The sequence below is a fragment of the Microbulbifer sp. A4B17 genome, assembly GCF_003076275.1.
Taxonomy (GTDB): domain Bacteria; phylum Pseudomonadota; class Gammaproteobacteria; order Pseudomonadales; family Cellvibrionaceae; genus Microbulbifer.
On the sequence record NZ_CP029064.1, the window covers coordinates 2891289 to 2905813 of the forward strand.

Sequence of the window (14525 nt, forward strand, 5' to 3'; positions counted from 1 at the left end):
GCAACTGGTACCACCGTTTAACAACCAGCCAGTTGATCATTGCCTGAAACTCTCAACAAGAAGTTTTCCAAAAAAAAATAATTTACAATTTTATGCATTAGACTCCACCCTCTCCCCACGAAATCAAAAAACGCCAAACTCGGCATCCTCATTCGTTCGGCACGCATACCAAGTGCGTCCACACGCTATTTATTGGCTCCTAGATTCCCAAAACAACTGACGGACTTGGCAACAACAAAAGGAAGTAATTCGTTGAAGTCTTATCAGGCAGTATGTGAGATCATAATCTTCGACACTGGCGATAAACTCATGGGCCGTCAGTCAATCACGCAGAAAATAGACCGCAAGATTTTTTTTGCCAGGCAGTGTCACTCATCAGAGTAAGCATTAAACGAAAGTATCAATAGGCTAATAAGACACTTCTTCGATAAAGGGGTGGAAATTGGCAAATTACCGAAAGATCAGATTGATGATGCGGCATTTATTATTGATGACCAGCTACGCTGAATTCTTGGAGCACGCTGGTATTTCTGGTGTATACGCATGTGTCGCTTGTGCCCTCAACCTAGTGCATGGCTCCCAAGATCATATATTACTAAATGTCCATCTCAACCGGCGGTTCTGCTGACACAGGCCATACCAGTCCATTTCTTGTTACTAGGAGCAATAAAACAAAAGACATCTCCAGTGCGAGAAATATACCAATAGGGTGATTAGGAACCCCGCGTATCATTAGGTAGAACAAATAGCTAGTAGTAAGCAAATTACCCGCGAGAGTAACGTTGAGGGCATAGCGACGCTCTTGCCAAAGTGGTTTACAAAGCAGGAGGTTCAACACCGCCGTGCCGGCGAGCATTACACCGGGCAGTATCAACAACAAACGACGGGATAAACCAATACTATCGCTGGTTACCAAAGGCCAGATGGCGGCAAAGTGACCTTGGGCTCCAAGGAGGAGAAACAGCCCTAGAACCACAGCGCCACAGGCGGCAAGGCGATAAAGTGCATTGCGTTGCAAAGCGGGGTTTGATCTAGAAGCCGACATCGCGCTCCCCTACGGTGGCCAGGCCACATTCGTAAGCAAACACGACCGCCTGTGCACGATCGCGCAACCCCAATTTGGAGAGCAAGCTGGAAACGTGGGTTTTCACGGTGGCGGGGCCAATAAACAGGGCCTCGGCAATCTCGGCATTGCTCTTGCCGGCGGCGATGGCCTCCAGTACTTCGCGCTCCCGTGTAGTGAGGCGCTCCAGGCGTTCTGCCAGATTGTGCCCTGCCCCCAATTTCTGTGCGAACTGGCTGATCAGGCGTTGAGTGATGCCCGGTGCAAGCATGGCACCGCCCTCTGCTACTGTGCGTACTGCCTGCACCAGCGCCTCCGGGGGAATATCCTTGAGCACAAAACCACTAGCACCTGCCCGCAGCGCACGAAACACATATTCATCGGGATCGAACGTGGTCAAAATAATGACACGGCAAGCTGTATCACTAGCTTCCAGGATGCGTGCCGTGGCTTCCAGCCCGTCCATCTCCGGCATGCGGATATCCATCAGGATGATATCCGGCTGATGCGCTCGTGCGGCTTCAACTGCCTCAATGCCGGTACCGGCCTCGGCGACCACCTCAATGTCGGGCTCGTTGTTCAGGATCAGGGCAAAACCGCGCCGCACCAAAGCCTGGTCATCCACCACCATCACTCGCAACATTATGTTTTCACCATTCCTGTGGGTAGCTGTGCATATACCTCAAAACCACCACCATCGGCCGCGCCCGCATATAGATGGCCGCCGAGTAGTTCCGCGCGCTCGCGCATGCCCGCGATGCCGTGCCCACCGCCAGGCTGCCCGTCAGTAGTTGTTTCCACCATGGGCCGGTCGCCAGTGGTGTTGCCATCATCGCCTACACGAATCACTAGAGTGTCATGGTCTAAGCGCAGGCTCACTTGAACCCGCGCTGCGGCTCCAACGTGCTTAATGACATTAGTGAGGGATTCCTGAACGATACGATAAGCGGTGAGCGTGACGCTGGTCGGTACATTCTCCAGCGTGCCGTGGGTTTCGTAATCGACCTCAGTTAACACCTGCCGGACCTTTTCAATCAGAGCTGGTAAATCATTGAGACCCGGTTGCGGAGTGAGGGCAGTGTCGCTGCTGGTCGGGCGCAGTACGCCAAGTAAATGGCGCATTTCTGTCATGGCCTGACGGCCAGCAGCCTCCACAGAAGCCATGGCTTCACTGGCGGCTTGCGGGTTATTGCGGCTGATGGCCCTGGCAGCACCGGCCTGCACAGTCATAAGGCTCACCTGGTGCGCCACCACATCATGCATCTCGCGGGCGATTCGGGTGCGCTCGGCCGCTACCGCACGCTCGGATTCGGCATTGCGTTCGCGCTCCAAATACTTGGCTCTCTCTTCCAGCAAGCGAAGATATTCACCACGAAAGCGCAACCGGCGACCGATATACCACAGCGCCCATACCAGCATCACCGTTACTGTGCCTGCCGCGGTTGGTTGAGCCGGAATACCCTGATCAATCGCCACAAAAACCAGCGTTGCGATGACTCCGATAAAACTGGCCCGGGTGTTGGCCTCGTAGCGGCCAAGGCTATACAGCGAAACCGCCATGGCGACAATGCCATCCGCCGGTAAACCCAGTTCCAGCAATATTGTTGCGCCGAGAATAACGGCCTGTACCTGCCAGGGGTGTGTGCGACGCCACAACAGAGCGAAGGAGCCGACGAACACACACTGGAAAGCAATAACATCCCCCAGATTTTGCATGGCCAGCACTTCGCGCGCCTCTTCGCGCGACCACATCAGTAGCGTCAGCAAAAACATGAGCAGGGCGATGAGCAGATCAGTCAGGTGCGGCCAGCGTTCGAATGGCCCGCGGAAGGGCTGCCACACCGGAAGCTTGGGTAATTCCGAGCTGGTGTTGAGCGGATTCGACGCAGGCGTATTTAGGGACGACGATTTCATTTCCGCATGCTAAACCAGGCGCAACCAGCTGTCATGGGACTTTCGGAGGATGCGGGAGCAGGCGCATCTCCGTCTTTTGGGGGAGGTCCGATTCCTGCCTGTGGCCGATGTGCGTAAGCCCGAAAGAGCCGAACATGCTCGGCAAGCACATTCAGACCTTATACGGACCATAATCGCCTGGAGAACCCCATGAACGACGCTGTACTCAGCCAAACACTACCGCGACCATTCGATACTCGGCGAGCAGTTAACCTGTCGGTAAAAACCTGGTTCTGCATCGCGGCCATCGGCCATGCGATCTTCTTTGCCTATATCCTGGCCGTCTTCTACCCACCCATTGCCGAATCGGGAGTGCACGGCTTGAAAGGACTGCACCTACCGGCAGGCTTCCGCGAGGGAGATACATTGGGCAACCTGGCTTCGGTAAGCCACGTTCTATTTGCGGCAATTGTCATCGGCGGTGGGCCCCTGCAGCTAATCCCTTCAGTGCGACGGCATGCCCCCAACTTCCATCGCTGGCTGGGGCGCAGCTATCTGCTGACAGCCGTCATCGCCAGTATTGCGGGGCTCTACATGACCTGGACGCGGCACACCATTGGTAATTTAGTGTCGCAAATCAGCATCACCATGGACGGCATACTAATTTTGGCGTTTGCCTTTCTGGCGGTGCGTACTGCGATGGCCAGACGCATTGCTGAGCACCGCCGCTGGGCCTTGCGCCTATTTATGGCTGCCAGTGCAGTGTGGTTCTTCCGTGTGGCCTTGATGGGCTGGGCAATGCTCACCGGCGGCTGGGGGATCGACTGGAAATCCTTTACCGGGCCTTTCCTATATGCGCTGGGCTTCGGCCAATACCTGCTCCCTCTGGCCATGCTGGAATGGTACTTTCACTGTCAAAAGCGCGGAACCGCACAGGGAACCCAGATTGCTTTTGTCAGTACCCTGATACCTCTGACTGTGTTTATGGCCATTGGTATTTTTGCCGCTACGATGGGAATGTGGTTGCCACGGATCTGAGGTTACGCAGCCAGATTATCGTGAAGTTCTTCCGATAGCTTGGCTGTAGAGGTCCAGGTTTTGTAGATCCGAATATAGTAGTAATTGTAGACACCCTCCAAATTAAAATATAAACCTACAAGACTATTGACTCAGGAGGAGAGTCAAACAAAATACTAACGGCCGCGATACTTACCATAGAGTAATCTGTTTTCTCATTATCTTCTGTAATTTCAGAGTCTGCTTTAAAAGTACGCCTTTATTTATTGGAGAGACAATCTCCAAAATTAAAAGCTTATACAAAACGGAAAAGATCCCGCCATTCAAAAGCATGCGTACGGCTTAAACCGTTTATAGCTTCAACAAGCTGATTTCGCATCGGTTTTCACGTAGAATAAGTTGAACTACAGTACATGTAATTTTGGTACCTTGGTAGTTTTGTAAGGAATGTAAATGCTTAATATTTATTTTCAGTCCCTTATAGATAAAGTTCGCGAAATACAGCCAGAGATGCCTAGCATTCTGAATGAAAAAGCAGACTTTTCAGAGATTCAAAGGGCTGAGAAAGTCATTGGTATGACTCTACCAGATGAGTTGCAAAACCTTTATTTGACCCATAACGGACAGAGACATGGACCTGGATTCTTCTTTACATGTCCATTTTTATCTATTGACGAAATGCTGGATGAATGGAGCAAGTGGAGTCAGATTGAGGAAAAATTTATAGATAACTGGGATGTCAATTCAATATCTGTACCCCAGGGCTATATTAAAGAGGTAATTTTCAACAGAAAATGGATCCCCTTCTCCATGGATTATGGTGGAAATAATTTTGCATTAGATATGGATCCAGGCCCAAAAGGTAAACCGGGACAAGTAATAGTATTTGGTCGTGACTATGATACAAAATATGTTTTAGCTGATAGTCTGTCAGAGTTACTTAACTATTACATTGATTGCCTTAAATGCGGGAACTACACTGTAGAGGATGATGAATATATTGACATAGATATGCCGAAGCTTTCAGTTATGAAAATTGGCCAGAATGGTAAGAATCAGAAAATTTTTAAGAATTGGAAAAGTCAATTAAGTAGTGAATGGCTTTTAGCCTTACAAAAAAATATCTCGAAAGACTTTAGCCTTGATAGTTTAGAATCACTACACAGTCTGAACTTATTAAAAACAAATGTAACCGACTTAATCCCCATTGAGAAACTTACAGGGCTAAGAGAGCTGATTACTAGTGGAACGAAGATAAAGACATTAAGCGGAATGGAATTCTGCCCTAATCTAAAAAAAGCATATTTTGCAAAGTGCTCACTGAAAGATATCTCTGCTTTAAACGCATGTACAAAGTTACAAGTTCTAAACTTCTCAAACTCTCAAATCCCTTCTACCGAATCAATTACTAAATTAAAGAGCCTTAAAAATTTGTCACTAGAGGGGACTGGGCTGAATAAACTGGAAGGTATTGATAATTTAGCAAACTTAACCGAGCTAAACATAGCTCGAAATGAAATATATGACTTTTCACACCTAGGTGATTTGAAAAAACTGACCAGTTTGAGCATATCCTATAATAAAGTTGGTAACGCATCGGACCTTAACAAGCTGAAAAAATTGAAGTCATTGGATATTTCAAACACAACAATTTCGAACATTGAATTTCTTGGTGACATAAAGTCTCTGGAAACGATACGCATATACTCTATTAAGGTAGATGAGTATTCAACCTTAAACAATCTTTCAAATCTAAAAGAAATTTACTGTTCATTCGACCAATTTAGAGAAATCATTAAAACTCTGAAGTTCAAGGTCAGATTTGTCATGGTTGGCGGGTTGACTAAAGAACAGAGAAATTATTACTCAGAGTACATGCTTCAGTAAATAATCAAACAGTATATTTAATTGATTGCTACTAACAGGAGCTGCAGTAGTCAGGGGAGTAAACTACTATCGAAGCACTATAAAAATTAAGTGCTTTCAACTGGTTCTAGCGGTTCGAAAACTCTAAGAGGCTAGTACCCCCTAATATTTTAGCAGGCAACACTAACCTCACCACGGAATGCCCACTCACAGCTTGACTATCGCTAGAAAGCAAATAAATTAACCTAGTGCGCCTTACTAATGAAAACTTATTATTGGGGCTAATATCTCAGTCACAGCTCTAAAAGAGAAGGAAAATGCAGTAAAGGTAGGCAACCTCATCCCTAAATCCCTCGCCACCTATTGAAAGAGATCTATATACGTTTCAAGAAGGAATAAATAGTAGACTATAGCACGCTCTAAGGCCAATGCCTCCCTCCTTCTGCACCCCAGGATTTCTTATTGGTTAACGAACCTGGATCAGTTGTCTCAGCGTAGATTTCACTTATACGTTTCTCACCGTAGCAATCTCGTTCCTAGTTACTATCACTCCCTGATTAATCGTAAGTATTATCGTCATTTCTCCGGTGAAAATCTTTCTATGAAGTCTTCGCTTGAATCAAGGTACCATCGACGCTGCATATTATGTGTAAAGTATCCAAAGTTTAACTTTTTGAATACGACATAGTACCAATATCGTCATATGTACGAGTGCAATCCAACAGCCTAATAGTGCTCCCGACTCAAAGTCTCTAAATTTTCAGGTTAAACCTGAGAAAGCCCAAATTTTACTATATAAATCAATATATTAGGTCGCATAAACTAACTTTATCACTTTCCTCTGGGTCCCAAGCTTATATAAGGACTGAAGGGCATTGCATTTCACATTCACCATTCACTATGAGTTAGTACTAATGAGGGACGAGAAGTATCACTCAAGCTGGTCTCGGGCAAGGGTTTCGAATAGGCTATCGAAATATGGGTAGGCGCAACATTTAACAAACTTATAAAGGTAAATTGCCGATTCGACTTGCTGTGGCGCTTGAGTAGTCTAAGATGTTTCAGGTATCGTAAATCGCTTCTGCCGTACTCTTAGAAATTCCAATAGCTGTCGTACATGAATATGAGTACGACTCAGGACAATGTACTTAGGCTTGGTAATGTGCAAATCACATTCAAGCCTTATATCTCTAACAGCTTCATTTATGCCAGTGGAACAGGTATTAGCCACATTTGTTATTTCAAGGAAATTAAGATGCTCTCACAATCTTCTCCTTTAATTAAAAAACTACTTGTAGGTGATCGTAGATGGGAATGGATACCCATCTTAGTAGCACGCGTGTCACTAGGATTGTTTTTTTCAGTATCAGGGTATAATAAACTATTTGTTCCTGAGAGGCATGCAGACCTTGTAAATTTGATGAGTGAAATAGGAGTACCCTTTCATAAATTTACGGCGATATTTTTAGCGTCTGTAGAATTTTTTGGTGGACTACTCTTAATACTTGGTCTTTTATCAACAATTGTTGCAATTGTATTGACGATTGTAATGGTTGTCGCTATCGCCACCGTTGAAATTGAACATGCCATCCCTAAAGGCATTGGGCCACTGGACTGGATGAGCTGGTTTCTCTATTTGCCCCAAGTTTTATATATTATTTTATTTATATGGTTAATGGCTGCGGGCCCTGGTAGATTTAGTTTAGATTACCTACTCGCAAAAAAGTTAGGCATTAATAATAAAGATCAAATAAAATAAGATGTTGACCTTTACAAATACACAGTGAATTTCCATCACTATTAGTGTATTTATTACCTTTATCCACAAGAAGAATCTGCAATCCTGCAAAAAAATATATCCTTAAATACCTAAAAATATATCCTTAAATACCTAAAAATATAAAATGCCAAGGCTAATGATTGAAGAGAAGGGTTTAACAAACTGGGAACAAGATAATAAAATTTATATCATCAGTATGAACGTGAAGTACTCTTAATAAATTGAAGTGACTCCTCAAGCTTTCGCAGCCTAACTCTCTTCTTTTTCTACTCTACGCCCCACCCTACCTCTCCCACCAATAATCAACCACCAATCTTATCCACTGCAGAATACCGATAGTACTGGGCGTGAAGGGCAATCAAGTAAAAATAGGCAATGAAGGAGTTGAGACCAGATCCCCATGGAAGGAGGCCCACCAATGCTTTCACTATTATCAGACATATTCATATGGCTTGAATGGCGATCGATCAGATGTCCATTGCATATCAACACGTTTAGCCAGTATTGTATCATCTATCCTCGCTCGGTAAGGGAACGATTTTTGTGTATCATTGAGTTTGGTAATCCGCTGCATAAACTCTCCATCACTGGAATAGATAGCCCAACCGAAGATGTCCTTTCCTATCCCCCAGTGAGATTTAAATCCAGGCGGCTTAAAGTTTTCAATGCTATTTTTATTAGATAGTCTTTGTATCCGATCTTCCCTTTTTGCCCAAATGTAGTCTACACAAGCGTAAAAGCCTGGCAACTGATTAGCTGATTGAATCAATCTCGAATCTTCATCTAAGAGGGGTTTCTGATGAAACACGAACGATACTTGCCCACCGAATAACACGATTCTCGTCAGAACTAGAGCGTAATATTGTTTTTCGGCTGATTCTATACAAACAAGATCTCTTGGAGATACTCTAAGCATTACTCATAATACCGTGCTGAGAAATTTAGGAAGCGCCAGCGAATAAAATTTCTGCAATAACGCCTTGTTACGTGTTTTACCACCTGACTTCATGGAATTCCATTGTACCAAAAATGCTGCAGCCCATCGTATAGTTCCATAATGTGTATATTTTAATATTATCACTTCGATACGTTTTACCAAATCCGTTGTCAAACACTTAACTCCATCCGCCTTCACAGCAAACAACCACTGAACTAATATTTATTTATCTTCTTTTTTTACCATGGAAAAAGCTATGGCTCCTGACAAATAACTTCGTACGGCATAACTGCCATTACCGTTAGCAACACATCACATTCTGGAATGCTCAAACTTAAATCTTTGTGAGCCCGAAACTTTGTCATGAGGATTCTTTGATGTTAATTGGCCTGGCAGAACTTTCTCATCAAAGTCGCCCCCTATGTTGTATATAGGCAACATTAAGATCACGATTCCTTACTCTACCCCGACCCGCATCAGCGGCGCGGGCAAAGGCCACGCCATCTGTATGCGCTTACGATACGGCACGTGAATATTCTCCAATACAAATATAGATTCCTTTCTTATTGGATTAATCACCGATGTAGGCAACCGCATCAATTTCAACCAACATGGATTCCTCAGCCAATGGTGTCTGCACTGTTGTTCTGGCAGGTGGATTATCTGAAAATGTCTCACTGAAGATATTATTCATTTTCTGAAAATCCTTTATGTCTTTGAGATAGACGTTACATTTCAAGACATCACTCCAGTCCGCGCCACCTTCTTTGAGCACAGCTCTAACGTTATTTAAGGCTTGTCTTGTTTGCGCTTCAATATCACCAACGCCAACAATATTTCCGTCACTTCCCCAAGCAACTTGACCTGCGGTGTACACCATATCACCGCCTCTTGTGCCGGGGGAATAAGGGTATGTTGGACGCGGTTGAAACTTCAATTGTTCAGGTTTCAGGATTTTTCGGGGCATCGTGAAGTCTCCTTACGTTTGCAATAATGCTGATAAATATCAGTTGCAATTAGCACGCATCATGTAACAGTTAATTCAACATCAGCATCTATATATCACGCTTCCACATCATTCAAAAGCTCATCAGCCTGACTATTCAAAAAATGCTGAGGATCGATAAGGTATTGGCTCTTCCTAAAAGGATCATAATACAACCCTGGACACACACCAAATAGCCTGGGGATTAGGAGTTGCAGAAATCGGCTAGCCAAATAGATACTGGTATTATAGAATAGAAAAAATTCAACGACTTGTAGTAACTCCTCAAAGTAAGGGAGCATAACGTCCATCTTTTATTACTCTATGCCCACTGCCCCCCACGGCCAGCTTATATATCCAGACACCACTTCAAAGTTTACCAACCGAGGATGTCCACCCATGGCCTGAGTATCAGTGCCATAATTTCTTTATTGCCCTACTGTGTAGGTCTGCTTATCTGATCGCAGCTAAACGTGGAAGTGAACTCTATCATTTACATAACAGTTCGGCATCCATGCCTCAGTAGAAAACCCTGCTACTTAAAAGACTGTAGCGACAACATTTAGACTTCATGCCCTGGCGTTAGTATTGCCTGAAGATGGCGAGTAATAACAGTCAAGTCAATTTTTCCTAATTAGCCTGCCTGGATAACATATTCAGGGTAACATATCAGGCCCATCAAGCAGCAAGCTTGAATAGCACTTTATAACTATTTTTATATAATCAGATCAATTAAAAGCGGTTATTTGTTTTTCTCAACTTTCTGTTTGGTGTGTCAATGGTTACGGCTGGCGTTAATTGATGATCTCGAGTTTTTACCCGAATATATGTCTGTCTTGGGTTCGGAAAGGTAATCGCAGAGCCGTAAGTTCTGCTTATAAAATCCAGGTTCGGAAAGTACCAATCTTCTGTCCATCCATCAACAATCATTGCCAATCTACCCAGACTCCGTATCGACATATTTGGAGTTAAAGGGTTATCAGAGACTACACAATAGGCATGATCATAACCAACAGCCCCCACCATGGTTACATGATGGTTCCCATCAGTCAGATAAGGATCAGATTTCAGTGAACTGTAGCAGATCGCCGCCTTTTCATTACAATTACCAAAACCAGTTCTGGCTGAATCTTCTAAAGCCTGCGCAATGTCATTAGCATTATGGGGTTGGTGATTCGAGCGGCATAGCGCAATCACGTCAGATGCATGTTTCTTTCCAGTTGGATCAAACATAAACGCAAATGGGTTGTTGGCACTTTGCACTGCTTTGTACTTGAAAAAACTTAACGCTTTAACCGCCGCTTTACGTCGAGCTAAGATAATAGCTTGATCCGTCATCTTGTTATCCCTCTAATTTTAAACTAGTAACGTATATCAAATTTAATACTGGTTTCGTAAGATGTAGTAGCTCATATTCAATCTGACCGTTACCGGTATTCAAAACCATTTTGAATCTCCTACAGGCCTGTAGATTGTACGATACACTAAAGACTGATAGAAACTCCTGGGAAGCAGTTTTGTGGAAGCACTCACAGTCATCGTTCGTTTACAGGCATCTCTCTTTTACTTTGGCGTGCTCTATTTCCGCTCAATCATAGATAGAGTTCATAGTCATACTGCCCCAACCTGTCACAACATTCTGTACTGCAGCCAGACAAGATACGTAGAAGCTCTAGATCAGTTATCGCTTAAATAGATAATCCATGTTATTCAAAGCGTCTGCCGGAGCAACAAGTGCTTTGGGTGTATACAGTTTACGGTGCTGTACTTTTATATAGATGGGCACCCCGACCGCCGCTTAAAACGACCTTCTTATACCGACACAGAATCAAGTAAAGATGGACATCCACTACCAAGTTCCTTCCCATACACCGAGGAGAGTTCTATGCACGTATCGAAAAGGAACGAGGAGTAGGCAATAAAAATCGCTAGAAAGAGATCCCCAAAGGAGAGAGGCCCTGCAGAACCTCCTGCCCAATATAGGCCAACTCTTATCGAACAACGAAAGCGTATCAAGGCTTGATATTATACTAATGCCTTACGAAGCGACACAGTGATACTTACATCGGCCGAAGGCCCTTTTACCGCAGGAAGGATGTTTGAGAGACCTGTCAGGAGCATTGCTGCTCCATGTAATAAAATTTTTCATCCTCATTAGATATCTCAAACCCACTTCTTTTGTATAAATTGTATGCAGGGCTAATTTTCAATACTCGTAGGCGAAGATTATTTGCACCGAATTTAAGAGTTAACCGCTTGGATTCCTAAATGGCTTCAGTACCAATTCCTTTGCTTTGGAATTCTTCACTTACTTGGAGATCTCGTAAATAACATTCATGACCATCAAATGCCAAGCGAAGTGCGCCTATGACTTCACCTTCATATAAAATGTCCCAGTTATCTAAGTCAGCAATTTGCTCCAGAATTTTTGCCTGGTCCCAATCAACAGAGTGATACTCATAATATGGGCGCATATTTCGGTATGTCATTTCGGCTGATTTCGATAGATCGCTACATCTTTGATATGAAATCACTATTATCTCCTAAAACAATGTTCATCAGTCAATGAATTATGGATGATTTGGTAGCACGAAAATACGAACGCCAGGTTATACTGCAAACTGCTAAATCATGTAGCTGGTTTCATTCTTCGATGCCTCGTCCCCTAACTCAGAATTAACTGCACCAGAGGTTCTATCAAGTTTTTGAGCAATATATTTATGCTACCTATAGATTATGCCAAAATACTGAACATTGTACGAGTTACATTTGCAATTTTGTAAATTGAGCAACTGGGAAGAATTTCACCTGTAATGGAGTCAACTGCGTTATCTAACCTTGATGTTTTATCAGTATCCATTTCCTCTCCTTTAAATGTAATCTTGGACCTCCACCAAATGAGAGTGTAACCGCGAAGATTATTGGCTGAAGTAGAGATAGGCATCAATGCCCCCAAATCAATCCCCGTCCACCTAAAAGGTATTTACGCACGCATCTCGAAAAGAAAAGCAGGCAATATAGGGTATTGAAAACAGATTCTCCATGGGAAGGCTTGCATCTTTACATTTTCATGTGCCTCTTTCGACATCTGACCTGAGCGATTAAGAGGACCCGTAAAGAAGCAAATCAAGTCGCGAACAATCCATAGAGATAGACTTCACTATTACATTAAAACATGTCCCTACACATTCTAGCAGTTGGTGAAACACCACCAGTCAAAAATTAATAATGGGAGCATATATACATGACTACAAGCGTACTAGTATGGTTCTGTGGAACAGGAACACCAGCACAACACATGGTAACGAAAAAGTCTGAATACGAACACGATCAGGACGCCAGTAACAGACTTCTTCTAGACACAATTAAATTTGACAAAATATTTGTTTTGGATGGCGTAGGTACAATAGAGACTACAGGCAATGTTATTAACTATAATAAATATAATGCCAGTGAAAACCCTAATTCTAATATCATCTCTAAAGTTGGTAACTACGTATATAACACTGTGAAAGAGGCTATTCAAAAATATCCTAGCAAACAGATGGACACCTTATTTGGTTATAGCGAAGACCACCATGTTGTAAACCTTGACATTCTCTTTGATCTTGTAGAATACCTTTCTGACAATGACGAAATCAACCTCACTATTGGCGGACATAGCCGTGGCGCCGCATTAGGTATGGTGGTTTTTCTCGCCGCGCTCAATGATATATACGAAAGGCAAAAACAAAACGATAGTGAAAACGAAAACTACAGACAAGAGAAACCTGTCTGGGAGAAAGTAAAACACCTGCGACTTATACCCACAGACCCAGTTCAAGGCAATCAAAAAGGTAGAGAAAGCACTAGTGATGCGGGTGGCTTAGACCCCAATTACTCTGTAATTGATATAATTGAGAAAGCAAGAAAAAGTGTATTTATTTCAGCTGAAACATTCGAAGTAATTATTTTCTCAGCCAGGTTCGATTTCAGAAACCCATTCAAATTCGATGGGAAATGGAAGGAATTTATTGATTGCAGAACACTACCTTCAAATATCAGTAAAACTATTTTTGTTGCTGGATTCAGACACTCTGCAATGGTATACAGGGATGAAGGTGTAGACCTCAGATCTATTTATACAAATGACTTGACCCCCTTCAGCCTTCTAAAAGAGATCATTAATGATACTGAAGGAAAGGACCGGGAGCAGATCAATCGCCGATATAGTGATCTTCATAGTCACGAGCTGGATCTTGCGAAGAGGCTCAAAAATTTTGATACTGAAAAGAAGATAATGGAAATCCTGGACTATAACACCAAGAAGGATTCATATAGCGCCGGTTTTGTTTATTCAAGTAGCTATCCACTAAAAGATCAATTAGCTCACTCATCGGAAAGTTCTCTAAATGATAAGGATTTCCTCCTATTAGACAGGTACTTTTCAAGATAATCTGGGTTATCTCAAACTTGATCTTATAGATAGTTTCAGGCCATATTGAAATCTTTCATCTAAGCTATCTTTTGAATCAATGATCAACCAAGCTAAGCCACACTACGCTCAGTCAAGAGCGCATCATATATCCCAAAAGATTTACTCTTGACTGAGCGGAATATGCGTAAAATATACAGCAGTTAGATTAAGTAACGAATAACTGTAGCAATGCAATGGATACCATGCTCAAACCCGGTGGCCACTTATGCCGTATAGCCATTCCCTTCCCATGCTCGCCCACTCATAGAAGGATAATCCGCCAATGCTATTAAATAAAGAATAGGGTTAAAAAGAACGCAGGAGCCTGGCTGGTCCATTTTAAATCGACTTAAAAGAGTAAAGTGGACTCAAACACCCTGAAACCACTCTCCAGCCTTTGAAAGACTGGCACCCAACTCTTCCAGTAATAGATACTGACACTCTAGGCACGAGATATCAACAGAACTAAAGCTCTTGGTTTACATTCCTACGCAGTAAATACTTGGTCATCATTATTTAGCTAAACAT

Annotated in this window: 11 protein-coding genes; 4 read left to right on the forward strand and 7 right to left on the reverse strand. The window is 43.4% G+C overall.

The window, feature by feature from the left end:
- Positions 1 to 595: 595 nt before the first annotated feature.
- From BTJ40_RS12870 to BTJ40_RS12880, 3 genes are read right to left on the reverse strand one after another with little or no spacing between them, the layout of a single operon-like run.
- Positions 596 to 1045, reverse strand: coding sequence for a hypothetical protein (locus BTJ40_RS12870; protein ID WP_108733476.1), 450 nt, complete (start codon positions 1043 to 1045; stop codon positions 596 to 598).
- A complete protein-coding gene (locus tag BTJ40_RS12875) occupies positions 1032 to 1706 on the reverse strand; it encodes a response regulator transcription factor (RefSeq protein ID WP_238151995.1) in 675 nt (224 codons plus the stop codon). Before BTJ40_RS12875 ends, BTJ40_RS12870 begins: the two co-directional genes overlap by 14 nt.
- A complete protein-coding gene (locus BTJ40_RS12880; protein WP_238151996.1) occupies positions 1706 to 2815 on the reverse strand; it encodes a sensor histidine kinase in 1110 nt (369 codons plus the stop codon). The genes BTJ40_RS12875 and BTJ40_RS12880 overlap by 1 nt, the downstream gene beginning before the upstream one ends.
- 351 nt (positions 2816 to 3166) lie before the next feature.
- Between BTJ40_RS12880 and BTJ40_RS12885 the strand changes: the two genes are divergently transcribed.
- From BTJ40_RS12885 to BTJ40_RS12900, 3 genes are all read left to right on the forward strand, one after another.
- Positions 3167 to 3994, forward strand: coding sequence for a DUF2306 domain-containing protein (locus tag BTJ40_RS12885; RefSeq protein ID WP_108733479.1), 828 nt, complete (start codon positions 3167 to 3169; stop codon positions 3992 to 3994).
- Positions 3995 to 4426: 432 nt separating this feature from the next.
- On the forward strand, positions 4427 to 5860 hold the full coding sequence (locus tag BTJ40_RS12890) for an SMI1/KNR4 family protein (protein ID WP_108733480.1): 1434 nt from the start codon (positions 4427 to 4429) through the stop codon (positions 5858 to 5860).
- A 1141-nt stretch (positions 5861 to 7001) separates the two neighbouring features.
- Positions 7002 to 7598 carry a DoxX family protein gene (locus BTJ40_RS12900; RefSeq protein WP_157954057.1) on the forward strand — a complete coding sequence of 199 codons (597 nt, stop codon included), beginning with the start codon at positions 7002 to 7004 and terminating at the stop codon, positions 7596 to 7598.
- Between the two features lie 454 nt (positions 7599 to 8052).
- On the opposite strand, the gene BTJ40_RS12905 is transcribed toward BTJ40_RS12900, so the two are convergent.
- The 4 genes from BTJ40_RS12905 to BTJ40_RS22595 form a co-directional block, all read right to left on the reverse strand.
- Entirely contained in the window at positions 8053 to 8388 is a 336-nt protein-coding gene (locus tag BTJ40_RS12905; protein ID WP_157954058.1) for a hypothetical protein, read from the reverse strand.
- Between the two features lie 739 nt (positions 8389 to 9127).
- Positions 9128 to 9523 carry a RidA family protein gene (locus BTJ40_RS12910; protein ID WP_108733483.1) on the reverse strand — a complete coding sequence of 132 codons (396 nt, stop codon included), beginning with the start codon at positions 9521 to 9523 and terminating at the stop codon, positions 9128 to 9130.
- A gap of 750 nt (positions 9524 to 10273) precedes the next feature.
- On the reverse strand, positions 10274 to 10879 hold the full coding sequence (locus BTJ40_RS12920; RefSeq protein ID WP_108733485.1) for a hypothetical protein: 606 nt from the start codon (positions 10877 to 10879) through the stop codon (positions 10274 to 10276).
- Positions 10880 to 11805: 926 nt separating this feature from the next.
- Positions 11806 to 12075, reverse strand: coding sequence for a GNAT family N-acetyltransferase (locus BTJ40_RS22595; RefSeq protein ID WP_202862805.1), 270 nt, complete (start codon positions 12073 to 12075; stop codon positions 11806 to 11808).
- Between the two features lie 710 nt (positions 12076 to 12785).
- Here BTJ40_RS22595 and BTJ40_RS12935 point away from each other — a divergent pair.
- The gene (locus tag BTJ40_RS12935; RefSeq protein WP_157954059.1) at positions 12786 to 13976 is read left to right on the forward strand and encodes a hypothetical protein; all 1191 of its coding nucleotides are present in this window, start codon (positions 12786 to 12788) and stop codon (positions 13974 to 13976) included.
- Positions 13977 to 14525 lie beyond the last annotated feature (549 nt).

What these genes read in the sequence shown, in the direction of transcription:
- BTJ40_RS12935 (WP_157954059.1), top strand. Translation starts at nt 12,786, where the DNA reads ATGACTACAAGCGTACTAGTATGGTTCTGTGGAACAGGAACACCAGCA.
- BTJ40_RS12890 (WP_108733480.1), top strand. Translation starts at nt 4,427, where the DNA reads ATGCTTAATATTTATTTTCAGTCCCTTATAGATAAAGTTCGCGAAATA.
- BTJ40_RS12880 (WP_238151996.1), bottom strand. Translation starts at nt 2,815, where the DNA reads ATGTGGTCGCGCGAAGAGGCGCGCGAAGTGCTGGCCATGCAAAATCTG.
- BTJ40_RS12920 (WP_108733485.1), bottom strand. Translation starts at nt 10,879, where the DNA reads ATGACGGATCAAGCTATTATCTTAGCTCGACGTAAAGCGGCGGTTAAA.
- BTJ40_RS12910 (WP_108733483.1), bottom strand. Translation starts at nt 9,523, where the DNA reads ATGCCCCGAAAAATCCTGAAACCTGAACAATTGAAGTTTCAACCGCGT.
- BTJ40_RS12870 (WP_108733476.1), bottom strand. Translation starts at nt 1,045, where the DNA reads ATGTCGGCTTCTAGATCAAACCCCGCTTTGCAACGCAATGCACTTTAT.
- BTJ40_RS12885 (WP_108733479.1), top strand. Translation starts at nt 3,167, where the DNA reads ATGAACGACGCTGTACTCAGCCAAACACTACCGCGACCATTCGATACT.
- BTJ40_RS12875 (WP_238151995.1), bottom strand. Translation starts at nt 1,706, where the DNA reads ATGTTGCGAGTGATGGTGGTGGATGACCAGGCTTTGGTGCGGCGCGGT.